Here is a 22,595-nt window from a genome sequence, read left to right on the forward strand (position 1 = left end):
ACATCGCTCACTAGGGACAAAATGGATAGATACGAAAGAATGGCGGTACAGGGTGTTATTCCTGGACCGCCATTCTTCTATTTTCTAAATCATGATATTCTATTATGTTAGTTGATCCACTCGTTCACTTTATCCGCATTTTGCTTCACCCATGCTTTAGCAGCATCTTCCGGAGATTTACCTTCTGTGATCTCAACCATGACCGCAGCCATGTCGTCCGGTGTCCAGGAGAAGTTGTCCAGCAGGGCATAAGCATCGGCCTTATCTTCTTCCAAGCCTTGACGGGCGATCGTATGGATCTGCTCATCACCGCCGTATACATTTTTCGGATCTTCCAGGTACTTCAGATCCATCTTCGCGAATTTCCAGTGCGGCGTCCAGCCGGTCACAATAATCGGCTGCTCGGCTTGATAAGCCTTATCCAGCTCTTGCGCCATTGCTGCAGAGGAGCTCTCCAGCACAGTCCACTGACCGCGCAGCTCGTACTCATCCAATACCGATTCTGTTGCCATCATTAGGCCAGCACCTGGCTCGATACCGATGATTTGATGGTTTACTGTCTTTCCTACTTCTTCGCTTGTCAGATCCTCAATGCTGTTGATGTCCATGTAAGCCGGAACTACAAGACCGATCTTCGTGCCATCCAGATTAGGGCCGAGGTCTTCGATCCGGTCACCATACTGGTCGATATAAGAAGCATGCGTGGTCGGCAGCCATGCGGCTACCATCGCATCCGCGCTGCCATCAGCGATACCCGCGAACATCGGGCCGGCATCGACCTGCAGCATCTCCACATTGTAATGCAGCTTCTGTTCCAATACTTCCTTCACCACATAGGTGCTGGCTATCTCGGAATCCCAAGCGACATAAGCCAGCGTAATGTTCTTCTCATCGCTATTCGCAGAGCAGCCTGCGAGCAGCAAAGTGACCATAAAAACAGATAACAACAAGTTCAGTTTCTTCAACATAAAATCCCCCTATTTTTTTATTTTTTTGATTTCTTCATCACGGTTTGCGTCAAGCGGTCAAGCAAAATGGCTAAAATGACGATAACAAGCCCGGCTTCAAAGCCGGTACCGATTCTTGTCTGCTGTACAGCGCGCAGAACATCGGTCCCTACGCCCTGCGCCCCGATCATGGAGGCAATAACGACCATCGACAAGGACAGCATGATCGTCTGGTTAATACCGGCCATAATGGTTGGCATCGCAAGCGGCAGCTGCAGCTTGTAAAGCTTCTGCGACGGCGTAGAGCCAAATGCATCCGCAGCCTCCACGAGCTCCTGCGGCACCTGCCGGATCCCAAGGTTCGTCAACCGGATCGTCGGCGGAATCGCGAAGATGATCGAGCTGATCACCCCTGGGACAATCCCCAGCGAGAAGAATGAGATCGCCGGCAATAAATAAACAAATGCAGGCATCGTCTGCATGAAATCAAGCACCGGCGTAACGATATTTTGTACGACGTTCTTACGGGCACATAAAATCCCGAGCGGTACGCCAATCACAATGGATAACAACGCTGCAGTCAGTACAAGCGACAAGGTCTGCATCGCATTGCTCCAATATCCCAAATTGTGGATGAGTAATAGGCCAATGAGCGCAAACAAGCCCATTCTCCATTTTGCAATGTACCATGTGAGTGCAACCAGAATAACAAGAAGCAATAAATCAGGTGTACCCCGCAGCACAATATCGAAGCCTTTAACGATCATCCCGATAACAAACTTAATCACGTCGAAGAACGGACCGAAATTGGCGCTCATCCAATCCTCCAAGGCTTCGATCCAGCTGCCTAACGGTATTTTAGGAATGTCCAAGCTGTACACCTGCTTCCGGTACGGTATTACCCGCAAGAGCGGCCAGTACGGCACCCTTGATAATAATCCCTTTTAATCTTCCGCTTTCATCGACTACTGCTACCGGCAGCCTTGTATTACCCATGATTTCAAACAGCTCATTAAGAAGCGTATCCGGACTGACGGAAGGCAGCTCGCGCTGAATGATATCGTCGAGCGGCAGGCCTTCCTTGATTGCACCTGCAGCATCCTCTGCGGTAATGACGCCAATCAGCTTCATGCCTTTATCTTTATCGACAACATAAAGGCTGGATACGCCTCTATCCCGCATCAGCTGGAGGGCAACACGAGGTCCGCGTTCAGCCGTTATCGTCTCCGGCTTGCGCATCACATGTGAAGCAGTCAATATTTTGGATAAATCCACATCTTCGACGAATCGTTCCACATATTTGTTGGCGGGCTGCATCAGAATTTCTTCAGGCGAGCCGATTTGAACGATGCTTCCGTCCTTCATCAGGGCGATTTGATCCCCAATTCTCAGCGCCTCATCCAAGTCGTGCGTGATGAATACGATTGTTTTCTTCATCTTCGACTGCAGCTCAATCAGTTCATCCTGCATATCCTTGCGAATTAGCGGATCGAGCGCGCTGAAGGCTTCATCCATAAGCAGCACGTCCGGATCGTTCGCCAGTCCTCTTGCAAGCCCTACACGCTGCTGCATGCCGCCGCTTAACTGATCGGGATAGCTGTCTTCCCAGCCCTTCAGTCCAACCAGCTCCAAGGATTGCATGGCCATCTCTCGTCTTTTGGCTTTGCTCATCCCTTGAATCTCCAGGCCGTATTCCACATTCTGAACCACGGTCCGGTGAGGGAACAGCGCAAACTTCTGAAATACCATCCCCATATTTTTCCGCCTGAACTGGCGCAACTGCTCGGCATTCATCTGCAGCACATCACTGCCGTTAAACAACACCTGCCCCGAGGTCGGCTCGATCAACCGGTTAAGAAGCCGCACCAATGTTGATTTTCCGCTGCCCGAGAGGCCCATGATGACGAAAATTTGTCCTGTCTCAATGCTGAATTCCGCTTGGTTGACCCCAACCGTCAGCTTCGTTTCTTTAAAAATTTTTTCCTTGCTCCATCCGTCCTTTAATAAAGGAACGGCACGTTTAGGATCTGTCCCAAATATCTTAGTAAGCTTTTTGATCTCGATAATCGGCACTTTCCCCCTCCTTTACATCTGGCATTCCTTGACTTGTAATAGTTTAGTGCTTTTTTCCTATAATGGGCAAACGGGCTATAACTCCATATACTTTGTACAGTTTTAACTTTACGCACTTTTATTACTGTATACTCTTTATCTCATTGATTTTCACTATAAGATGCTCCTTTACATCCATGGGCTTGTTTGTTTACAATGCTTGATAGACAGCCTTAAAGAGAGGAAGCCGGACACGTCCTCGGGAGGATAACGACAATGAAAGAATTAGAAGGCTTAACTGAAGACCAGCGAAATAAAATCATCCAGGCACGGCAGCGAGTCATTGAGTCCATCGGAAAGAATATGGATCTATATGGCATCACGCTTTCCATTGGCCATTTATATGGAAATATGTATTTCAACGGCGCTCCGGCAACGCTCGACGAAATGAGCGAGACGATGGGCATGAGCAAGACATCCATGAGTACGGGTATGCGTACATTAATGGATTTGAAGATGATCACCAAGGTATGGGGCAAAGGCTCGCGCAAGGATTTGTATGAGGTCGTGCCGGATTGGCATCAAAATTTCATCGACTATTTCTCTATCAAATGGAGGAAAGCGGTCGAGATGAATTCGAGCGCACTGATGAAGTCACTCAAAGAAATTCGTGAGCTGAAACAGCTGAATGAGGAGAATCAGCCTCTGTGCGAGCTGCTGATTAAGGATGAGGAAAAAATAAAAGAAGCCCTGAATTACTACCATTGGCTTCTGCGTCTGATTGATTCCTTCGAAACCGGTAAAATCTACGAACTGATTCCTAAAGAAGAAAAAGATTTCTAGTGACAAACATGCAGTAAAATGCACCTGCTTGAGAAAAACCAGCTCCAGTCATGCAAAGAAGGCTCATTCGATATGCCGCATAGGGCATATCAGATGAGCCTTAAAACGCTGTTTACAAGGATGCGCACAGTTGAACTATTTGAGCATTGTACCCATTAATCGTGCTGAATTCATGATCACCGGCGCATGCTCCTTCATGATCTCTCGCGTAAGCCGGTTAGCTGGGCCGGAGATCGACAACGCCGCGGCAAGCCTGCCTGAGCGATTAAAGATCGGCGCGGCAACCGCAGCCGCACCCGGCTCGCGCTCTTCAATGCTTGTCGCGTAGCCATTTCTTCTTATGTCCTCCAGCTGCTCCCGGAAAAGCCCGGCATCAATAGATGACGGCCACGAAGCATCCGCCATAATCGCCTCCCGCTCCTGCGAATCCGCAAAAGCAATCAGTACTTTACTTGATGCCCCGACATATAACGGCAGCCTGACGCCGACCGGCGCAACCCGCCGCACCGCTTGATTGCTCTGAACCGCCTGAATGCGGATCCGTTCTTTTCCGTCGCGCACATAGAGGCTGACTGTTTCGCCAAGCATGTCGCGAAGCCTTTCCATTTCCGGCAGCCAAATGATCGCAGGATCGTCATTATTGGACAAATGCGCCGATAACTCCCATACCCGCATACCCAGACGGTACCGGTCGGTTACCCGGTCACGAGTGATAAACCCTTTATCCTCAAGCGTCGCCAGCATGCGGTGCACCGTGCTTTTATGCAAACCGACACGGTCCGCAATTTCCGTCATGGCCAGATCCGTTCCGGCAGTGAAGCATAATAATATATCGAGCGCCCTTTCAACGGCGCGTACATTCGACTTTTGCTCTTCCATGCTGGCAGCCTCCCCTTTGTGTTTCACACAATGAAACACAATTACACCTAGTATAACCTATGAGAATGATTCTCGTAAAGCATCTCTCGTTATTTTACAGCTATATTACAAGTGTTTAACATTACGTCCAGATCAATTGACAGTCTGGTTCGAAAGACATACGATGAAAGTAAGTCATTCAGTAAAACGCTTTCATCTCATATTAATCAACCTATGTTCAGTCTTTGTTCATTCTTTATATAGGTAATTTTATCCATGGGAGGGATAATGATGAGCACCTCTGTCCTGTCACCGCTGCCGTTGGAAGGCGGCTTTTCCCCCAATGTCCATCCCGGCTTGTATCCCGATCACGGATCCCAGCCCCGCAGCATGCCGGCTGCCGAGCAGGTTCGGCGAAGACATATCGCCATCGCTGTTCTGTCAGCGGTTGTCGCATTTACAATGCTGCTTGTTGTCGCTTTTCATGGTTTTATTGCATGGATGCTCGCCAATCCCTATGTCGCGCCTCTTACCTCTAATCCCATGCTTGCCAAGAACCTGAATTATTCCGATGTGGTGTTTCCGAGCGCAAGCGGCAAAACAATGGTCGACGGCTGGTATATTCCTGCCGGGCAGTATTCTGAACGCACTGTAGTATTCAGCCACGGATATGGAGCAAACCGGGAAGAAACCTGGGTGCCGATGTATGATTTAGCGGACCTGCTTCACGGATTAAATTATAATGTACTGTTATTTGATTACGGTTATGCATCGACCACCAATAAGTATCCGGCAACCGGAGGCCATGAAGAATCCCAGCAGCTTCTTGCGGCTGTAGAATTTGCCAGGGCGCAAGGCGCGAATGAGATTGTCGTCTGGGGCTTCTCCATGGGTGCGGGAACTGCGCTGCAGACCGCGCTGCAGACGAATTTGATTGACGCCATGATTCTGGACAGCATGTTTCTCCCGGATCCGGAAGCCTTATTTCAGAATGTGACACAGCTTGTGAATTTGCCCCGGTTCCCATCGCTGCCGCTGATTGAATCCTTGTTGCCCGTATGGACCGGCACGAGCTTCAACCAGATTCCGGCACAACAAGTAATGCAAACCGCCTATTCGATACCGATCTTTATGATTCATGGAACAGCGGATTCCAAAGCGTCTGTCGACACGGCTCAAGCCATCTCCAATATGCAGATGAACCCGCTATCCGATGTCTGGATCATTCCCGATGGCCACCACGAGCTGCTCTTCCGCGCTCAGCCCAAGGAATATATCCATCGGGCTGCATTATTCTTAAGCCGGGTACACGACCAAACAACCTTAGCAAGCGCGACATAGTCCAACCCTCCTGCTGAATACATCTTATGAAGTAGAGGATGTATTCAGCAGGAGGAGGCCTGGTGTCGTGCTTTTTATTTACGGGCGTTATATGCCCTTGAGATGGCTGGAAGAAATTTTATTCTGGAAGACCCAAGAAAAAGAGCATACTGTTGTGATCCGGGAAATCACGCCTAATCTGGAGCCGCAGTATGTGAATCTGCTAAAGGAATGGGAGCCTGTCTTCGCCAGCACAGAGCAATGCGCTGCCGCGTGGCTGAAAAAGTGTCTGCCTCAACCGGAACAGATAACACCGGAAACCGCCATGCAGGTGGACAGCCTGCTTTACGCCTCGGTTAATCAATCCCGAACATTTGTCGCTCAGTTAAACATGCTGATGCAGCATAGCGGCGCCGTTCGCAGCAGCCCCATTGCCCAAACCGTCATCCTTCATATCATAAGAGAGTCTGAATATTTCTTGCATGTTATCTCCGACATAACACGTAGTGATAATCAGGCGGAAAAAGAGGCTGACGTAAAGGATGACGGCGGCAATCGTGCAGAGAAAGCTTCCGTTCCGATCGGCGGCCACACCCTGCCGCCTCTTCCTTATGCTAATAACGCGCTGGAGCCTTATATTGACGAAGCTACGATGCGGATTCATCACGATAAACATCATCAAAGCTATGTGGATGGGCTGAATAAGGCGGAGAAGGAGCTGGCTGACGCCCGCAAGAGCGGGAATTTTGATCTGATCAAGCATTGGGAACGGGAACTGGCCTTCAATGGCGCAGGTCACTATCTGCACACGTTATTTTGGACTGTCATGTCCCCGCAGGGCGGCGGACCCGCGACAGGGCCGGTAGCGCAGCAAATCAACAACGACTTCGGCAGCTTTGAAGCGTTCAAGAAACAGTTCAGCCAGGCAGCCGAGAAAGTAGAGGGCGGCGGATGGGCGATCGTTGTCTGGAGTCCACGGAGCCTCAGGCTGGAAATTCTGCAAGCGGAAAAACATCAGAATTTGTCCCAATGGGATGTGATCCCGGTTCTGCCGCTGGACGTTTGGGAGCATGCCTATTACCTCAAACACCAAAACAAACGGGCCGACTATATCAAGGACTGGTGGAATGTCATTAACTGGCCTTATGTGAACGAACGGTTTTTGCAGGCCAGCAAGCTCAAATGGGAGCCTTTTTGAATACTGCCTGAGCCTTGGGGTGGTACAGTAATGTCAAAAAAAGTCCCGGGTGTATACTAACCCGGGACTACGCTTGTCGAATTGTAAAATCTAATGCTTGAGCAGTGCCAAAAACTCTGAACGCAGCGCCGAATTTTTGCGGAATTCGCCACGAACTGCGGAAGTGACCGTATTGCTGCCTGTTTTCTTCACGCCGCGGGCGCACATGCATAGATGCTCACCCTCAACGACAACCATTACGCCATGCGGCTTCAAAACCTCATCCATAATATCTGCTATTTGCGAAGTGATCCGCTCCTGCACTTGCAGACGGCGCGTAATGGCGTCAACCAGTCTGGCAAGCTTGCTTAGACCGGCGATTTTACCGCTTGGAATGTAACCGATGTGCGCTTTACCGAAGAATGGCGCCATATGATGCTCGCACTGGCTGTAATAGACAATATCTTTTACGATGACCAATTCTTCGTGCTGCTCGTCAAATGTCACACCAAGCACATCACGAGGATCCACCTCATAGCCGGCAAAAATCTCCTCGTACATCCGCGTCACACGGGCGGGCGTTTCAAGCAGGCCTTCACGCTCCACATCCTCGCCAACGAGCTTTAGAATCTCCTTGACGTGTTTCTCGATCTGTTCCCGATTACGGGTGACCATCGAATTGACGTAATCTTTTTTTCCCGCCAACCCGTTCCCCTCCTCTTTCATAACCCCTGCAAGCTGCTGTTATTTGCGGCCGGGTTTTTGATTTTTCATCATGTTTTGCGCGCGCTGCAACTGCTGTTTGTTCATATTGTAACCCATCTGTTTTGCCATCTTCTGCAGCATTTCGGGATCGCTTTGCATTTTTTCAAGCTGTTTGCGAAGGTAGAATACGCCGATAAAAAAGCCGCCTGCCAACCCCGCAATTAACGTAATAATTGGAATAATAATATCCCATACCATATTCTTTCCTCACCTTTCCATCTTTGTTAGTGCACTTTATAATACCATGTCTATCTGTAATTTTTCCAGTCCAAGCAATCGGATTTTTATGTCGGGGCCACCGGATTCATGTCGACAAATGACCATTCGCCTCATCGGACTGTCGATTTGAAGTAATACGTAACGGTTGGTGTTCTTGGCCACCCATTCAATCTCTTTTGCATGCTGCAGCTTTTATCTGACCCAGGGCATCTTCAATCATGGAGCGGGCCTCCCCGTCCTGTTCGTGCCTGGCCGCTTCGCTTAGCGCAGCTTCCGCTTCCTTGCCGCCAATGCGCCCCAGTGACCATCCAGCAGTTCCCCGCAGCACTGGACGCGGATCCTCGCGCAATACAGCAATCAACGCAGGTACCGCACTTGCGTCCTTAAAATTGCCCAGCGCGATAACAGCGTTACGTTGGAGCGGTTTTCTGCCTCGCCACGAGGACGAGCTTGTACCATACTTTTCCTGAAATTCACGGTTGCTTAATGTGAGCATCGGTACAAGAAGCGGCTTAACCTGGTCTGGATCAGGCTGAAGCTCAGGCTGATGGGTCCAGTTCAACCCTTTGTTAACCGGGCATACAACCTGGCAGGTATCGCAGCCATAGAGGCGATTGCCGATCTTGCGCATCATCTCGTCAGAGACAAATCCTTTGGTTTGCGTGACAAACGAAACACAACGTTGGGCATTCAGCTGCCCTGGGCCGACCAGCGCTCCCGTCGGACAAGCATCGATGCATTTTGTGCATTCGCCGCATTGATCGATTATCGGGATATCCGGAGGAAGTGGAAGGTTCGTCAGCATTTCGCCTAAGTATACCCATGAACCGAATTCCGGCGTTATAATGGAGCAATTTTTCGCACTCCATCCGATTCCTGCACGCTGCGCCACAGCGCGATCCACAAGTTCGCCTGTATCCACCATACTCTCCGCACGAAAATGAGGAATCCGTTCCTTAAGCCACGCTTCCAGTCTGGCCAATCGATTTCTAAGCACATGATGATAATCCATCCCCCAAGCCGAACGTGACAAAATGCCCCGGTGGGCGCCAGGCTCGGACTTCGGAGCGTTTTTCAGTTTGGACGGATAAGCGACAGCAATTGAAATAATCGACTGCGGATCATCGAACAATAACGCCGGATCAGTACGCTTGTCCAAATCCGGCTCCTCAAAGCCCGACTCATAGCCGAGCTCACGATGTCTGTACAATGTATGTTTTAACTCTCTGAACGGCTCAGCCGACGCAATACCCAGCTTGTCGATACCAAGGCTAGGCAGCGCTTCAAGCAGCTCGGCTTTTAGCTTAGCATAATAAGACTTGCTCATCACTGCCTCCTTGGATTATAGAAACTTCATCTTCGTAATCGGCCAGAGAATGACATCTGCTCTGCCGAGAATCATATCCTCCGTTACCGTGCCGAATGATCTGCTGTCCCTGCTCGCTCCGGCATGCCTATTATCCCCCATGATGAAATATTTTCCCTGTTCAACCGTATGGGGCCCAAAATCCAAATCATCCACATCGGAATCTGTATAGGCTTCCAAGAACAGCTCTCCATTACGGTACAACTTCTGGTTGCGAATCTCAATCACATCACCAGGTACACCGATAACTCGTTTCACCAGATAATCCTTGCGCTCCGGTCCCACTTCCGGATCTTTTAAAATCACAACATCGCCCTGCTCGGGCTGACCTAACAAATAGATGGCTTTGTTGACGAACAGCCACTCTTTCTCATCCAGCGTCGGTTCCATCGAAGAGCCTTCTACCGTGGACAAATTAAATACAAAGAAATGAAGCAGCAGTACGATCACCAGTGCAAATGCAAGCGTTTTGAACCAATCGAGCAGCTCTGCCAGCCATTTGGAACGGGAGGGACGCGGTGAACCTGGATTATCGCTCGACTTGCGTAAGGAAGCACGGCTCATGTTACACCTCATTTCTGTCTTTTTTCCAACCAGCATAATAACTGTATACAGCATCGTCATTAAAAGGCGGATTGCCCCCGCGTACACGCCCTGTTAACTGCCTCAATCCCGCCATGACCTTATCCTCCACAAGCTGCGGGTACAGATAAACCGCTTTATGCTGTTCATATTCATCCCGATCAACGACAAACATCGAACCGTCCGATGTTCGGATCACATCCAGATCATAATCGATATAAGTAAGAACATCTTCATGGAGATAAGGAGGGGACGCTACATTACAATAGTACCGAATTCCCGGTTCTTCAAGCAGGGCAACGACATTAAACCACAGCTTGGGAATAAAGAAAGATACGGCAGGCACCTTGCTTGTCCATATTTTACCGTCCGACTCTTGAATCGGCGTCTGTTCATTGATCAGCACAATCATGGATTCGACCGCATGCTCAGGCGCAAGCAGGTGACTTGGCACAAGCCAATTTTTAAGCCACATTCGATGCAGTTTTCCATCGTGTTTAAAGCTCTTGATCACACATGGTCGGTACGTTTTCATGCGGTACTCCCTATAATCTTTTCTATTTATAAGAAAAGCACATCTCATCGCCAAAAGCAATGGCGTATAAGACATGCCCTTAAAGAAAAAAGGCCGGCGATCGGCCCGTAAATTGTGCTGCTCTTTGCCCTATATCACGTTTACCAATTAACCTGCGACAATGCTGAGCTTCTGAAACGAACGAAAGAAATCTTTTGCTGCATAACCCATGGATTCATAGAAAGGCAAAATCGGCTCATTATGCTCATCAGCGGTAATCATGATCTTGGATACATTGCGCTGTTCAAACCGCCCGCGCAAGCTATGAATTAGCGACTTGCCGATTCCCTTGCGCTGATGATCAGGATGAACGGCCACGCGGTAATAGTAACCTTTATTTTTGTCGATGGTGCCGATAATCATACCGACGATCTCGTCATTTACACTCGCGATCAGTACCAATTCACTGTCCCATGACAGTTGTCTGGCAAAAGCCTCCATCGTCTCCTCATAACATTTCTCCGATAAAACCATTTCAAGCAATTGAGTGACGGGCCGATAATCAGATAGTTGAAAAGAACGAACCTGCATGAGTGAGCTCTCCTCTTATACGCATGTCTTTTTTTTCGGTAAAGTTATTATTACGACAAAACTTTACGTATTCCTGCTAAAACTTTAAAAAAACCTTAAAAAAGTTAACAAATCAAAGGTTTTCTCCTGAAAGCGCTTTATTACAAGCGTTTTCAATTCTATAATAGGAAGGAATTGTTTTGCTGATGTAAATGGATTGCTGTCTTTTTACACTTATTTTACTTGGCCGCATAAATCAACAAAAAAAGATTGTATATTTCAAGCTGTTTTGCGTGATCTTAATTTGGGTAATAATGACGGTCGAATCGGTGTCGGCGTTCTATGTCGATAAATGGATCAGGTTATCCGGATGCATGAACTATTCCTTGCTTTCTATTCAACAGCATATGTCAGCACTTTGACGGCACACGCTTAATCGCAGCTTTTTTTATCGCCGGACTTAAGAAACATAAATGTTGATTTATTATGGAAAATAGGGGATAATGGTGCTTGGATAACTACATATCACACTTTAGGAGGTTGTTCATTTATGGCACATCAATTGCCTGCTTTGCCTTATGCTAACAATGCGCTTGAGCCTCACATTGACGAAACGACAATGATGATCCACCACGATCGTCATCACAATGCTTATGTTACAAATTTGAACGCTGCACTGGAGTCCGCTCCTGAGCTGCAAAGCAAATCGATCGAAGAGTTGATCTCTGATCTGAACAGCGTACCTGAAAGCATCCGCACAGCTGTCCGCAACAATGGCGGCGGCCATGCGAACCACTCCCTGTTCTGGGAAACAATCGGACCGAACGCTGGCGGTGCTCCAACTGGCGCGCTTGCTGACGCGATTGCGAACGAACTGGGCGGCTTCGAGAAATTCAAAGAAGATTTCGCGAAAGCAGGAGCAACGCGCTTCGGCAGCGGCTGGGCTTTCCTTGCAGTTTCCAAAGAAGGCAAGCTGAAAGTATACAGCCTCCCGAACCAAGACAGCCCGATCATGGAAGGCGAAACGCCGATTCTTGGTCTGGACGTATGGGAGCATGCGTACTACCTGAAATACCAAAACAAACGTCCTGACTACATCGCCGCTTTCTGGAACGTTGTTAACTGGTCTGAAGTTGGTAAACGTTACGAAGCAGCTGTGAAATAAGATTTTCAAACAAACGAAGGGGCTCTCCCAAGTCATCCAGACTATGGGAGAGCCCCTTCGTATTGTTTGGTCAATCAGCGATTACTGGCTACTCGGTCAGTCCCGCTCCTCCCAATACTCTCGCAATATACGAAGGAACACATTCGGGAAGGCCAGCTCTCTCATGTCCTCCAGCCCGATCCAACGGTAGCCTTCGGGCAGCTGCTCATTCACATGTGAATCCAAACATGTCCTATCAGAATCCAATTGCTGATCCTCAGCACTGCCTGAAGCTTTCAGCGCATCACTTGACTGCCGGGTACGATACACTCCACTTGATTCCGCCGCTGCAAGCACCTCCGCTTGATTGGCATTGTGCTCCAACACGAATCCAAAGTCGGCTAGATAGACCTGCACATCCCATATGATGTGGCTGAACACATGCTCAGCCTCCATCCACCACCGCCGCGGCCGCACCAGCAGCCGCGTCTCCTCGGCCAAGGAGCGGCAGAGCAGCGCCATGCGCTCTGCCTGCTCCGGCGCCGGCGCAGCCGTTGCCGCGGGCTCAGCGGTCGCGGCACGCACAGCAGCCGAGGCTTGGCCTCCGGCTGCCGCATCAGCGCCGCCGGCGCCAAGCGGCGCTGCGGCCGCCGCATAAGCGGCTGCGGCGCGCTTTCGCCCACGGCCCCGCTGCGGCTGCTCAGCCTGAGCCGCCGCAGGGCCGCTGCCGCCCGGCACGAGCACGTGCGGCAGCTCCCACATGCTCGCGAGCAGGCCCGTTTCCGGGCGCTGGCGAACGAGCACTTTGCCGGCATATTCGCCGGCGCCTTCTACGATCGCCGCGAACCGCTGCTCCGGCCGCGGCGGCTTCGCCTTCGTCTTGATCGGCAGCTCCAGCTCCCTGCCTGCCAGACGTCCGGCGCAATGCGCCATAACCGGGCAAGTAAGACAGCCCGGCGACTTCGGTGTGCATACAAGCGCGCCGAGCTCCATAAGCCCTTGATTAAAATCGCCTGCCGCTCCTTCAGGAATCAGCGAAGCGGCCAGCACCTCTATATTCACGCGCGTTCGAGCCTTGGCGATGTCCTCCTCCAAACAGAAGTAACGCGACAGCACCCGCATCACATTGCCATCCACAGCCGGCTCCGGCCGATTGAATGCAATACTCATAATTGCGCCCTTTGTATATGGCCCGACGCCTTTTAAAGCTGCGACCGATGGCGCATCATCCGGTACCGCTCCTCCATACAGCGCCATTACCTCGCGCGCGCCGGCCTGCAGATTGCGGGCCCGGGAGTAATAGCCCAGGCCTTCCCACATTTTTAACACCTCTGATTCAGGTGCCCCCGCTAAAGCCTTAATGGTAGGAAATTTGTCCATAAACCGCTCGTAATAAGGAATCACCGTATCGACCCGGGTCTGCTGCAGCATAATTTCAGATACCCACACCCGGTAAGGATCCTTGCTTTGCCGCCACGGCAGATCCCGTTTGTTCCTGCGATACCAATCAAGCAGCTCACTGCTAAAAAACAATTTTACATCCACTGTCATCCTCCACCGACCTCATTCCCTGCGGGCAAACTCGCCATCCTCTTATCCGGAGAGGTCTTATCCATATAAGTGTTGCGGTAGATTTTCCGGTAACGGCTAGGTGTCAAGCCCGTATAGATCTTGAACATCCTCGATAAATAATGATTCTGCATTCCCACCTGCTTGGCTATGCAAGCCACATGCTCATCAGAGTGCTCCAACAGGTGCTTGGCACGTTCGAGGCGCCTTTGATTTACATATTGAATCGGTGGGGACCCGACCATGCTTTTGAAAAATTCGATAAAATAATTCGGATGCAGATACGCAAGCCGAGCAAGCTCTTCAATATGAATCGGACTGTCCAAGTGATTCTCTATGTATTGAAGCACATTGTCCAGCTTGGACAGATCCTCCCTGTCGCCGCCCGCACTCTTCACAAAATCGCAGCGGTCCAAATAATAGGACAGCAGCTCGAGCAGGGCCGCCTTTAGCCGCAGCCCGCTTGTCAATGTACGCTCTTTCAACGCAGTGATCATTTTGATATATAAACTTTTAACAAAATCTTCATCATCAACTGAAACATACACTGGAAGCTTTAATACCTCCAATAACTGCATATCCCCAAGGTTCGCGCGGAAATGGCACCAATACCGTCCAAAGCTCTCTTCACCCAAAGTACCATAGGTTTGTTTTACGCCTGCCGGCAAAATATACAATTGCCCTGGCTCGCTAACATACTCTTTTCCACCCATTTTCAGCCAAGCGGATCCCTTCTGGGTAAAAACAAATCGGTAAAAGTCAGGCTTGACCCCCTCTTCCTCCCAATTCGGATCGTTCTCCGAGTAAGCTGCCAATGATACTTCTGCTTGAATGTTATGAAGATGGCTTTGCATAATATGTCTATAGATACTTTTCATTGCAGCCCCTGCCATTCTCATGTTAGTTTAAGCTTGATGTCTATGCTACTCTATGAAATCAGTACCACCAACTTTCTATTATACTGATTTTGCAGAAAAATGATATGGGACCTATACTTAGGACAGGCCATCTGAAATATCTCCCGGAGGTAACGATTTATGAAAAAGAAGCCTATACGTATTATCGGCATCTCTATGGTTAGTATGATACTGCTTTTTCTGTTAGCCGGGTGCGGCAGCAAGAATTACCTGGATGGTCCGGAAGAAATGATGACCGTCTACCGCCAATCCTGCTTGTCTTGCCATGGCGCCGAACTGCAGGGGCGAGTCGGCCCACAGTCGAATCTTCAGAAGGTCGGCGAAAGACGCTCCGAAAGTCAGATTCAGCAAAAAATCAAGCAGGGCGGTGTCATTATGCCGTCCTTTTCGGACAAGCTAACCGAAGAGGAGATTGAAGGATTAGCTGCTTGGTTAGCTGAAAAAAAATAAGGTGCTGTCCCATAAGTCATCGATGATGACTTTGGCATGGCCCCTTTCTCTTAAAAGCTTTGGTTTTACCGCATTCACTGCGCAGTCGAATGTTCTTCCGACCGCTGACGCTTCTCCAGGATCATTCGATCTGCTTCGTTTAGGCGTAACCGTTTCTTTCCTAAAAACAAAATGGAGTATCTCCGCCATAAACAAATGGCAAGCGAGCGATTGAAGAGTGAAGAAGGCCGCAGTTAACCGAAGACGAGAAATGGCGCCACAGAGAGGAGATCTGTGACGCCATTTTTACCGTTTTAGAGGCACCTATCAAGCTTCAATATCTCATTGAAGATCCCTTTTGGGACGGCCTCCTTTCATCTGTCTAACCTATCATTTCCCTTTCGATCACCACAAAAGCGGAAGCCATTGTTCGCTCGTGCGTGATCGTGACATGTATACGCACCTCGTCCTTATGCAGTGACAGCCGCTGCCATGCTTCTGTCGTAAGCTTACAAAGCGGCTGCCCCGTTTCCCCCGGCACGACTTCCATATCCCGAAAACCAATCACAGCTCCAATGCCGCAGCCAAGCGCCTTGACGATCGCTTCCTTAACAGCGAATCTGCCAGCTACAAACTCTGCGAGCCTCGTTTCACGCTGATCCGCAATAATAAGCTCCGCCTCTGTCAGTATCCGTTCCATAAAGCGCCTGCCCGAGGCTCCTTTTACAATCCTGCTTATCCGTTCGATCTCCACGAGATCATGTCCTATCCCTAGAATCAAGGCTTCACTCCCTGTCCATCCTTGCTCGGCTGCTTTAGCCGCAACAAGATGCATTTTTGCATCTTATTCGCAGCTCATCTGCCCTTTTCACTCAGCAAGGTGCATTATTGCACCTTAAACTCTCCATAGCAGACATTTGGGGAGCAATCTAGTTGGTGCATCTGCCCCTCAACCAGAAGAAGCAAGCACTCCCTTTCATCTGTGCACCAATAGAAGAACCCCTGGGGGTTCCCCAGAGGTTTAAATGCCCGGTATCGGGGCTCTTTTATGCTCCGTCTTCTTGTACTGCTTCTCCAGCTTTTCCCGAACGGCCTCATCGATCTCTTTGCCTTCCAGATAATCGCTGTTATCCTCGTACGTGATGCCAAGCTCAGCTTCATCGGTCTGGCCGTCCCAAAGTCCGGCAGTCGGCGCTTTATGCAGCACGCTGTCCGGTACGCCAAGCTTCGCAGCAAGCTGCCGCACCTGACGTTTGTTAAGTGAACTGAGCGGTGTAATATCTACCGCGCCGTCACCCCATTTGGTATAAAAGCCGGTTACTGCCTCCGAAGCGTGATCCGTGCCCACCACCAGCAAATTCAGATCAAATGCCAGAGCATACTGCACGACCATGCGTGTGCGGGCTTTGACATTGCCCTTCCCGCCGCGGCTAATATGACGATGTATAGATAACGACTTAAAGGCATGCTCGACTTCAAGAGCAATCTCATTGACCGCATCTTCAATATTCGTCTCAGCGGTATGCTTGAGTGCGAATGCCTTCGCTACCGCATAGCTGTCCGCAATATCCTCTTGCTCACCATAGGGCTGAAACACGCCTAGTGTCATGTATTCCTGCCCGGTTTCCGAAGAAAGCTCATCCGTAGCCTGCTTGCACAAGCCTGCTGCCACCGCACTGTCGATCCCGCCGCTGATCGCAATAAGAAGTCCGGTTGTTCCCGCATCACGTACATGCTGCTTCAGAAAATCAACGCGTCTGCGGATTTCAGCATCAACATCAATCTCCGGCTTCACGCCAAGCCGTTCAATAATTTCCTGCTGTAAGGTCATTAGGCCTCTTAGCGGCAGAACCGTTCGAACGCTGCTGTCAAATCGGCGGAAATCTCTTGTGCAGAGCGGTTCTCGATTTGGTGACGCTCGATGAAATATACCAGCTCTCCATCCTTCATCAGCGCGATCGAAGGGGAAGAAGGTGGATAAGGTGCGAAATATTCACGCGCTTTAGCTGTCGCTTCTTTATCCTGCCCTGCAAACACGGTGTACAAATGATCTGGAGTAATATCATGCTGCAGCGCAGCTGCAACACCCGGACGGCACTGGCCGGCTGCGCAGCCGCATACCGAGTTCACAACGACAAGCGCTGTTCCTTTAGATTCAGGCAAGCTTGCTTCTACTTCCTCCGGTGTACGCAGCTCCTTAATGCCATGGCGAGTTAATTCATCGCGCATAGGCTGCACCATATCCAACATGTATCGTTCAAATGACATTGACATCTGTGTATTCACTCCTTAAGCTATCATTATTTTAGTTCTATTATACTCCCCAAATGCCATGAAAGCAAAGGGCTTAAGCTGTCTGCCCATACAAAAGAAGGCCTCTCCACTGCAAAGAGATGGATTGGCCTTCACGATTTATATCTCGTCTTCATCCGTATCGGATTTCCGCCGGCTGGTTTCATTGCTGTATGCGACATCTTTATCGGGATGCATGAAAATACCGCCTTGCGGAGGTATTCCCTTCTCGAAGCAATCCCGGTTCTCGGCTGTTGTAAACCCGATATCCTTATAGGGATGAACCCACTCATCACCGCTCATGATTGAAGGATCCGTCTCTTTGGACCATTGCTGCAGCGGAGACTGCTCCGATTCATACATGTGATCGCCGATTACAACCCCGTGCCTGTTCACAAATGGTTCTTTGGGACCTCGTCCCTTACGGTATTCAGGCAAAAACTCAATTTCGTACGGATCCAGATCGGAACGGTCTGTCACCTTCGTTCACCTCCAAGCGTAAACAGCTGTTCACAGGCAGTCAGGTTGACGGCCGGTTCGGTCCGTTCAGCTTTTTGTCGAACCCCTCAGCTTCAGGCTGTTTTCCGCTATTATTACGACGCTCTGCAGCTGCGGCTCCTTGTTTGCTCTGATCGTTGCGATTGGCTGGCATCTCCACCGCCTCCTTCCAAGCAGTAGTATGCGCAGCCGGTTGCTTGTTTATGCTCAGCACAGAAGGCTGCACAGGCAGCTGGTTCTGTTGGTTTTACTGTTAGACTTGTCCAACTTCTTATGCTTCCTGTGCTTCGTCAGCTTGCTCAGCTTGCTTCATAGGTTCCGATTGGGTATGCTTCGTCGTAGTGAAGACCCCGATAATCCCATGTGCAATAAATATCCACTGCATGCCGGTTAACCCCAAGGTCGTACGAATGAGTTCACCCGGCGGATATACCGCAAACAGACTGACCACCAGCCCTCCGAAGCCCATCCCCAATAAATACAGCCGCAAGACTGCAGCCGATCCCTCTTCATTACTTGACCGGACAAGGTACAGGTATAAGATCGCGTTTAATAAGGCATAAGGGACCTGATAAGGAAACGCCGACAACAAATTCCATATAAAAAGCGACGGCAGCAGCGCGAAAGGCAGCACGCCTAGAAATGCCTGCAAGGGAAGCTTGCGCTTGCGAAGCGCGAAGGCCAAGTAAATAACCGATAACGTCAGCCCAATCAGCGCGTCCAGCTCACTTCCCCTCACCATTAACAGGCTAAGCGGGCGCTCCCATAACAATGACGGATCCCCGATCAGAAATCCAAGCTTCCAGCACACGCCTGTAATTACGATGACATTGAACAGCAGATCTACCCATGGTCCTTCTCGCAGCTGATGCTTTGTACGCATCCATGCCGTCAAAGCTAACAAGCCGGCTGCCGCTGATATCAAAACGGACAGTAAAAGACCATCCAGCGTCAGAGGCCCTAACGTCACCATTTCCGGCATATTTATTCTCCTTTTTAGCAATTCATACTCAAGCTATGTCACAGTAAAAGTCACGACAAACGTCGTTCCCACATCTTCTTTGGAGGTCACTTCAATCTTGCCTAGATGCTGCTCCACGATGCTTAAGCATAACGCGAGGCCCAGCCCGGTTCCCGAGGTTTTTGTCGTATAAAAAGGCTCGAACAGATGATCAAGCTGTTCCTGCGGAATTCCGCAGCCTGTATCAGACACTTGCAATTCAATCACATTGTCGATTTGTTTCGTTCTGATCACGAGCAGGCCTTTGTCTCCCATCGCCTCCATTGCATTACGGGCAAGATTCAGAATCAGCTGTTTGATTTCCTTTGCATTCATATCAAAGCTCGCAAGCGACGGCTCTAATTCCAGCTCAACCGACTGCCCGCGCAGATTGGCATCCGCCCACAGCAGAGGCGCTAATTCATTAATGATTGCATTAAGTGAGCTCTTCTCCTTATCGACGATCCGGTTCTGTGCAAGAGAGAGGAAGTCATTGATTATGCCATTGGCACGGTCCAATTCTTCCATCACAATATGATAATATTCACGCTGGTTTTCCGGGCTTCTTTCCTGCATCAGCTGAACAAAGCCGCGGATAACCGCCATCGGATTACGAATTTCATGGGTTATGCTTGCCGCCATCTGTCCGACCAGGCTAAGCCGTTCCATCCGCCCGACCTCATCGCGCAGCCGGGTAAGCTCGGTAATATCGTGAACGATAAGCGCGGCGCCGATAATCTTCTGATTATGCATATCCCGCACCGTAAATCCGGTTCTAATATAGATTTTGTTATCTTCATGTTCCATTTCCGAAGTCGAATTATGGCCATTTAACGCATCCGCAATCAGCCTTCCGCTGGTTTCATGAATGACAGATTCATATAATTCCGTAAAGGGCTGGCCGATCAGATCCAAACGGCTGGTTTTCGTTATTTTATCGCCCATGATTCGCATCGCCATGTCGTTCAGATGTGTGATGTCGCCTTTACGATCAACGATAATGACGCCAAGCGGCGTAACGTCGATAAACTGCTGCAGCTTCTGCACTTCGTTCCGGTAATTGAGCGACATTCGCTGCAGTTGATGCTGCAGCTGCTGTTTTTCTTTGACACTTTCAATAATAAACACAGCCGACCACATGACACACAAAAAAATCACGGCCATGACGGCAAGAAATATAGGAACCTGAATACCCATGGAAGCATCATGCTGCACAAGCGTGGCGATATAGGTCAAGAAAAAAAGCTGCAGAATAACTATCGCCAATCCGATAGCCATTCTCTGCTTCCCTTTGCGGCTCGCCCGTTCAAAATACCGGATCGACAACAACAGCACCGGGACAACAAGAATGAGATATACGATGAACCCGACCTGCTCCCACACACCATCGAGCATATTGATTCTAACTGCCACATACAAGATCGTGAGGACAACGGCAACCGGCACCCCGCCATATAAGGAGCCGATAATATAAGGAATCAAGCGATAGTCCAGATCATATCCATAGATGGTTTCAGTAGACATCAGCATGCACATGATCATAGAAACACCGCATAGAGTGCCTAGAAATAGTGGAATACCTTTATGCCTGGTTGGCCGATCAAGCCACATCTGAAAAGCGACAACGGGCAATAAAGCAATCATGACCTGCAGTAGTGTTTCTTTTAACACGAAATACCGGTCTCCTCCTTATGCCACAAAGACTTTCTACTACTCCGATTAAAGCATATGTCCCCTTATTTTACAACAATCATCGGGACTTTTGTCTCATATAAATACAACAAAAACCGCAAAGAACGGATCGTTCCCGCGGTTTCATCATCATGGGCGTATTATTTCTTCAATATCTTGTATCCCACGCCCCTTGAGAATCCCTTCGATCCAATCCACAACAGTATAGAGCATCCGTTCTTTATCGCGGTCATTATGCAGCTCGTGGAAGCCGTCCTCCCACGCATAGAATGTACAGGCCTTATCAAGCTTGTCGGCCAGCTCCTTACTGGCAGGCATTGAAGTGATATTGTCGGCTGTTCCATGCAGAAGCAGCAGAGGAACCTTCAAGCGGTCACAATTGGCAAGCGCCCATTCCCCTTCTTCTTTCAGTGCATAAAACATCCCCGCTGAAATCCGATTGTGCGCCAAGGGATCGACCGGCATCGTTAATTCAGCATCATGGTATAAATTAGCGGAATTGAGTCCGGTAGAAAGAGAGAAAGCGGGCCATAACCGGGCCATTTTTTCTCCAATCCATAGCTTGTATGCCGGTGGAAGAAACGCCAGGCGCAGCCACGGACTCGTTAAAATAAGCCCTGTTATCTCAGGCTGAAGCCGCAGCGCGCAGCTTAGCGCGACATTGCCTCCCATGCTGTGCCCATATAAAAAGACCGGCAGCCCGGGACACCGCTGCTTAGCCAAATTGATCAATGCGGCAGCATCTCCCGTGAGCTGGGCAATCGAGTCACAGTGTCCCCGCTTTCCCGGTGAGCGCCCATGGCCGCGCTGGTCATAGTTGAACAGCACAAAGCCAACTGCTGTTAATACCGAAGCAACTTCCTCATAACGGCCGCCATGCTCTCCCATACCGTGAACGAGGCACACCGCGGCCCGCGGCGCTCCCTCTGCGGCCCGCCACTCGCGCGCAAACAGCTCTATCCCGTCATTAGCCGTTAATAGCAACTCTTCATAAACCATCGTCGATCCGCCTCCAGACTCACATAAAACCGCTCAACCGCTTCAGTTATTCATCTTATGCAGCAGCAGATGCTCGAGCTCTTCTAAATGGCCGATTACCGCCTCGGGTACAGGTTCGTCCGGAACAGGCTTATTACCTCTATTCAGCCATACCGCCCTCATACCAGCCTGCATGGGACCGATGACATCATTCATCCAGGAATCGCCGACAAACAACGTTTCGACCGGTTTGAACCCCATCCGGGAGGCAGTGATTCTATAGGCGTCCGGCTTCGGCTTAGCAGTGCCTAATTCATCCGATACAAACACATTGCTCTTTGTAAACAATCCGTCCAGCCCCATGCGGCGCAGCTTATCGTACTGATCCTCAGAGGTACCGTTGGTCAGTATGCCAAGCTGATAAACCTCGCCCCAGCGCTTTAATCGTTCAATTAATAAGGGATCATGCGGGATATACGGCGCCCGTACGGTCCAAAACCATCTTTCGAAGGCTTCCGCTTCCTCAGCCCCTGTAGAGATATTAAACTCAGCTAAGGTATGGATAAACCTCAGCCGCCGAAATTCGCCGCCATCAATCACTCCACTCAGCCATTGCTCATGAAACAGCTCATCTTTCTCCAAGAAAACGGGAAACAGCCGATCCATGCCAATTCCTTGCGTCAATGGGTAGCTCTCGAAGGATTCATACATGCTCCGCTTCCAGTAGTCGTCAAAATACAGCAGCGTATCATCCAAATCAAAAAGAACCAAGCGGATTCCTTCCATGCTGTCACCTCGCTGTCGATTTGAAGTTTCCTCACTTAACCTTTACCATTAATTACAGACGATGTAAACCTCATTTG

General features: G+C 49.7%; 26 protein-coding genes. 5 read left to right on the plus strand and 21 right to left on the minus strand.

Translation table 11 applies throughout. The annotated features are described in order from the left end of the window. Positions 1 to 107 precede the first annotated feature (107 nt). From IEW11_RS22900 to IEW11_RS22910, 3 genes are read right to left on the minus strand one after another with little or no spacing between them, the layout of a single operon-like run. Entirely contained in the window at positions 108 to 968 is an 861-nt protein-coding gene (locus IEW11_RS22900; RefSeq protein ID WP_188533411.1) for a glycine betaine ABC transporter substrate-binding protein, read from the minus strand. A 17-nt stretch (positions 969 to 985) separates the two neighbouring features. Then, positions 986 to 1,819: an ABC transporter permease gene (locus tag IEW11_RS22905; protein WP_188533412.1), complete on the minus strand. Its 834-nt coding sequence runs from the start codon at positions 1,817 to 1,819 to the stop codon at positions 986 to 988. Beyond that, on the minus strand, positions 1,806 to 3,020 hold the full coding sequence (locus tag IEW11_RS22910) for a quaternary amine ABC transporter ATP-binding protein (RefSeq protein WP_188533413.1): 1,215 nt from the start codon (positions 3,018 to 3,020) through the stop codon (positions 1,806 to 1,808). Before IEW11_RS22910 ends, IEW11_RS22905 begins: the two co-directional genes overlap by 14 nt. Positions 3,021 to 3,275: 255 nt before the next feature. Here IEW11_RS22910 and IEW11_RS22915 point away from each other — a divergent pair, with 255 nt between their 5' ends. Then, a complete protein-coding gene (locus IEW11_RS22915; RefSeq protein WP_188533414.1) occupies positions 3,276 to 3,842 on the plus strand; it encodes a GbsR/MarR family transcriptional regulator in 567 nt (188 codons plus the stop codon). A 135-nt stretch (positions 3,843 to 3,977) separates the two neighbouring features. Here the strand turns inward: IEW11_RS22915 and IEW11_RS22920 are convergent, their stop codons facing one another. Beyond that, a complete protein-coding gene (locus IEW11_RS22920) occupies positions 3,978 to 4,721 on the minus strand; it encodes an IclR family transcriptional regulator (protein ID WP_188533415.1) in 744 nt (247 codons plus the stop codon). 270 nt (positions 4,722 to 4,991) lie between these two features. Between IEW11_RS22920 and IEW11_RS22925 the strand changes: the two genes are divergently transcribed. Continuing rightward, complete coding sequence (locus IEW11_RS22925) at positions 4,992 to 6,041, plus strand: alpha/beta hydrolase (protein WP_188533416.1); 1,050 nt, start codon at positions 4,992 to 4,994, stop codon at positions 6,039 to 6,041. Between the two features lie 67 nt (positions 6,042 to 6,108). Beyond that, a complete protein-coding gene (locus IEW11_RS22930; RefSeq protein ID WP_188533417.1) occupies positions 6,109 to 7,218 on the plus strand; it encodes a Fe-Mn family superoxide dismutase in 1,110 nt (369 codons plus the stop codon). A 90-nt stretch (positions 7,219 to 7,308) separates the two neighbouring features. Here the strand turns inward: IEW11_RS22930 and folE are convergent, their stop codons facing one another. From folE to IEW11_RS22960, 6 genes are all read right to left on the minus strand, one after another. Further along, the gene (folE, locus tag IEW11_RS22935; RefSeq protein ID WP_188533418.1) at positions 7,309 to 7,902 is read right to left on the minus strand and encodes a GTP cyclohydrolase I FolE; all 594 of its coding nucleotides are present in this window, start codon (positions 7,900 to 7,902) and stop codon (positions 7,309 to 7,311) included. 39 nt (positions 7,903 to 7,941) lie between these two features. Then, positions 7,942 to 8,160: a YneF family protein gene (locus IEW11_RS22940; protein WP_188533419.1), complete on the minus strand. Its 219-nt coding sequence runs from the start codon at positions 8,158 to 8,160 to the stop codon at positions 7,942 to 7,944. A 187-nt stretch (positions 8,161 to 8,347) separates the two neighbouring features. After that, the gene (gene queG / locus IEW11_RS22945) at positions 8,348 to 9,508 is read right to left on the minus strand and encodes a tRNA epoxyqueuosine(34) reductase QueG (protein ID WP_188533420.1); all 1,161 of its coding nucleotides are present in this window, start codon (positions 9,506 to 9,508) and stop codon (positions 8,348 to 8,350) included. Between the two features lie 15 nt (positions 9,509 to 9,523). Beyond that, positions 9,524 to 10,111, minus strand: coding sequence for a signal peptidase I (gene lepB / locus IEW11_RS22950; RefSeq protein ID WP_188533421.1), 588 nt, complete (start codon positions 10,109 to 10,111; stop codon positions 9,524 to 9,526). A gap of 1 nt (position 10,112) precedes the next feature. Beyond that, positions 10,113 to 10,664, minus strand: a complete 552-nt coding sequence (locus IEW11_RS22955) for a DUF402 domain-containing protein (RefSeq protein WP_188533422.1) — start codon at positions 10,662 to 10,664, stop codon at positions 10,113 to 10,115. A gap of 147 nt (positions 10,665 to 10,811) precedes the next feature. Beyond that, complete coding sequence (locus tag IEW11_RS22960) at positions 10,812 to 11,234, minus strand: GNAT family N-acetyltransferase (protein WP_188533423.1); 423 nt, start codon at positions 11,232 to 11,234, stop codon at positions 10,812 to 10,814. Positions 11,235 to 11,763: 529 nt separating this feature from the next. On the opposite strand from IEW11_RS22960, the gene IEW11_RS22965 reads away from it, so the two are divergent. Beyond that, a complete protein-coding gene (locus IEW11_RS22965) occupies positions 11,764 to 12,378 on the plus strand; it encodes a superoxide dismutase (protein ID WP_188533424.1) in 615 nt (204 codons plus the stop codon). A 96-nt stretch (positions 12,379 to 12,474) separates the two neighbouring features. Here the strand turns inward: IEW11_RS22965 and mutY are convergent, their stop codons facing one another. Further along, the gene (mutY, locus tag IEW11_RS22970) at positions 12,475 to 13,908 is read right to left on the minus strand and encodes an A/G-specific adenine glycosylase (protein WP_188533425.1); all 1,434 of its coding nucleotides are present in this window, start codon (positions 13,906 to 13,908) and stop codon (positions 12,475 to 12,477) included. Further along, the gene (locus IEW11_RS22975) at positions 13,905 to 14,804 is read right to left on the minus strand and encodes an AraC family transcriptional regulator (protein ID WP_188533426.1); all 900 of its coding nucleotides are present in this window, start codon (positions 14,802 to 14,804) and stop codon (positions 13,905 to 13,907) included. Before IEW11_RS22975 ends, mutY begins: the two co-directional genes overlap by 4 nt. Before the next feature lie 159 nt (positions 14,805 to 14,963). Between IEW11_RS22975 and IEW11_RS22980 the strand changes: the two genes are divergently transcribed. Further along, the gene (locus IEW11_RS22980) at positions 14,964 to 15,293 is read left to right on the plus strand and encodes a c-type cytochrome (protein ID WP_229725607.1); all 330 of its coding nucleotides are present in this window, start codon (positions 14,964 to 14,966) and stop codon (positions 15,291 to 15,293) included. 361 nt (positions 15,294 to 15,654) lie between these two features. Here the strand turns inward: IEW11_RS22980 and acpS are convergent, their stop codons facing one another. From acpS to IEW11_RS23020, 9 genes are all read right to left on the minus strand, one after another. Next, positions 15,655 to 16,053 (minus strand): holo-ACP synthase, encoded by a 399-nt coding sequence (gene acpS, locus IEW11_RS22985; protein WP_188533427.1) that lies wholly within the window; start codon positions 16,051 to 16,053, stop codon positions 15,655 to 15,657. Between the two features lie 240 nt (positions 16,054 to 16,293). Beyond that, on the minus strand, positions 16,294 to 17,103 hold the full coding sequence (gene nadE, locus IEW11_RS22990) for an NAD(+) synthase (protein WP_188533428.1): 810 nt from the start codon (positions 17,101 to 17,103) through the stop codon (positions 16,294 to 16,296). A gap of 8 nt (positions 17,104 to 17,111) precedes the next feature. Beyond that, on the minus strand, positions 17,112 to 17,546 hold the full coding sequence (locus IEW11_RS22995; RefSeq protein WP_188533429.1) for a BrxA/BrxB family bacilliredoxin: 435 nt from the start codon (positions 17,544 to 17,546) through the stop codon (positions 17,112 to 17,114). A gap of 138 nt (positions 17,547 to 17,684) precedes the next feature. After that, positions 17,685 to 18,044, minus strand: coding sequence for a DUF3905 domain-containing protein (locus IEW11_RS23000; protein ID WP_188533430.1), 360 nt, complete (start codon positions 18,042 to 18,044; stop codon positions 17,685 to 17,687). A gap of 40 nt (positions 18,045 to 18,084) precedes the next feature. After that, complete coding sequence (locus IEW11_RS25180) at positions 18,085 to 18,216, minus strand: hypothetical protein (RefSeq protein ID WP_268237437.1); 132 nt, start codon at positions 18,214 to 18,216, stop codon at positions 18,085 to 18,087. A 117-nt stretch (positions 18,217 to 18,333) separates the two neighbouring features. Further along, positions 18,334 to 19,044 (minus strand): hypothetical protein, encoded by a 711-nt coding sequence (locus IEW11_RS23005; RefSeq protein WP_188533431.1) that lies wholly within the window; start codon positions 19,042 to 19,044, stop codon positions 18,334 to 18,336. Positions 19,045 to 19,077: 33 nt separating this feature from the next. Next, a complete protein-coding gene (locus IEW11_RS23010; RefSeq protein ID WP_188533432.1) occupies positions 19,078 to 20,733 on the minus strand; it encodes an ATP-binding protein in 1,656 nt (551 codons plus the stop codon). Between the two features lie 150 nt (positions 20,734 to 20,883). Beyond that, positions 20,884 to 21,753, minus strand: a complete 870-nt coding sequence (locus IEW11_RS23015) for an alpha/beta hydrolase (protein WP_188533433.1) — start codon at positions 21,751 to 21,753, stop codon at positions 20,884 to 20,886. A gap of 42 nt (positions 21,754 to 21,795) precedes the next feature. Beyond that, a complete protein-coding gene (locus IEW11_RS23020; RefSeq protein WP_188533434.1) occupies positions 21,796 to 22,518 on the minus strand; it encodes an HAD family hydrolase in 723 nt (240 codons plus the stop codon). Positions 22,519 to 22,595: the final 77 nt, after the last annotated feature.

Source organism: Paenibacillus abyssi (assembly GCF_014640295.1).
GTDB lineage: Bacteria > Bacillota > Bacilli > Paenibacillales > Paenibacillaceae > Paenibacillus_D > Paenibacillus_D abyssi.

Bases quoted from the DNA above. Each gene is read 5' to 3' on its own strand.
- IEW11_RS22995 (WP_188533429.1), bottom strand. From the start codon at position 17,546: ATGTCAATGTCATTTGAACGATACATGTTGGATATGGTGCAGCCTATG.
- IEW11_RS23020 (WP_188533434.1), bottom strand. From the start codon at position 22,518: ATGGAAGGAATCCGCTTGGTTCTTTTTGATTTGGATGATACGCTGCTG.
- IEW11_RS22975 (WP_188533426.1), bottom strand. From the start codon at position 14,804: ATGAAAAGTATCTATAGACATATTATGCAAAGCCATCTTCATAACATT.
- IEW11_RS22915 (WP_188533414.1), top strand. From the start codon at position 3,276: ATGAAAGAATTAGAAGGCTTAACTGAAGACCAGCGAAATAAAATCATC.
- IEW11_RS22940 (WP_188533419.1), bottom strand. From the start codon at position 8,160: ATGGTATGGGATATTATTATTCCAATTATTACGTTAATTGCGGGGTTG.
- IEW11_RS23015 (WP_188533433.1), bottom strand. From the start codon at position 21,753: ATGGTTTATGAAGAGTTGCTATTAACGGCTAATGACGGGATAGAGCTG.
- IEW11_RS22920 (WP_188533415.1), bottom strand. From the start codon at position 4,721: ATGGAAGAGCAAAAGTCGAATGTACGCGCCGTTGAAAGGGCGCTCGAT.
- IEW11_RS22980 (WP_229725607.1), top strand. From the start codon at position 14,964: ATGAAAAAGAAGCCTATACGTATTATCGGCATCTCTATGGTTAGTATG.
- IEW11_RS22900 (WP_188533411.1), bottom strand. From the start codon at position 968: ATGTTGAAGAAACTGAACTTGTTGTTATCTGTTTTTATGGTCACTTTG.
- mutY (WP_188533425.1), bottom strand. From the start codon at position 13,908: ATGACAGTGGATGTAAAATTGTTTTTTAGCAGTGAGCTGCTTGATTGG.
- IEW11_RS23005 (WP_188533431.1), bottom strand. From the start codon at position 19,044: ATGCCGGAAATGGTGACGTTAGGGCCTCTGACGCTGGATGGTCTTTTA.
- nadE (WP_188533428.1), bottom strand. From the start codon at position 17,103: ATGACCTTACAGCAGGAAATTATTGAACGGCTTGGCGTGAAGCCGGAG.
- IEW11_RS22960 (WP_188533423.1), bottom strand. From the start codon at position 11,234: ATGCAGGTTCGTTCTTTTCAACTATCTGATTATCGGCCCGTCACTCAA.
- IEW11_RS25180 (WP_268237437.1), bottom strand. From the start codon at position 18,216: ATGCCAGCCAATCGCAACGATCAGAGCAAACAAGGAGCCGCAGCTGCA.
- queG (WP_188533420.1), bottom strand. From the start codon at position 9,508: ATGAGCAAGTCTTATTATGCTAAGCTAAAAGCCGAGCTGCTTGAAGCG.
- lepB (WP_188533421.1), bottom strand. From the start codon at position 10,111: ATGAGCCGTGCTTCCTTACGCAAGTCGAGCGATAATCCAGGTTCACCG.
- IEW11_RS22965 (WP_188533424.1), top strand. From the start codon at position 11,764: ATGGCACATCAATTGCCTGCTTTGCCTTATGCTAACAATGCGCTTGAG.
- IEW11_RS22955 (WP_188533422.1), bottom strand. From the start codon at position 10,664: ATGAAAACGTACCGACCATGTGTGATCAAGAGCTTTAAACACGATGGA.
- IEW11_RS22925 (WP_188533416.1), top strand. From the start codon at position 4,992: ATGAGCACCTCTGTCCTGTCACCGCTGCCGTTGGAAGGCGGCTTTTCC.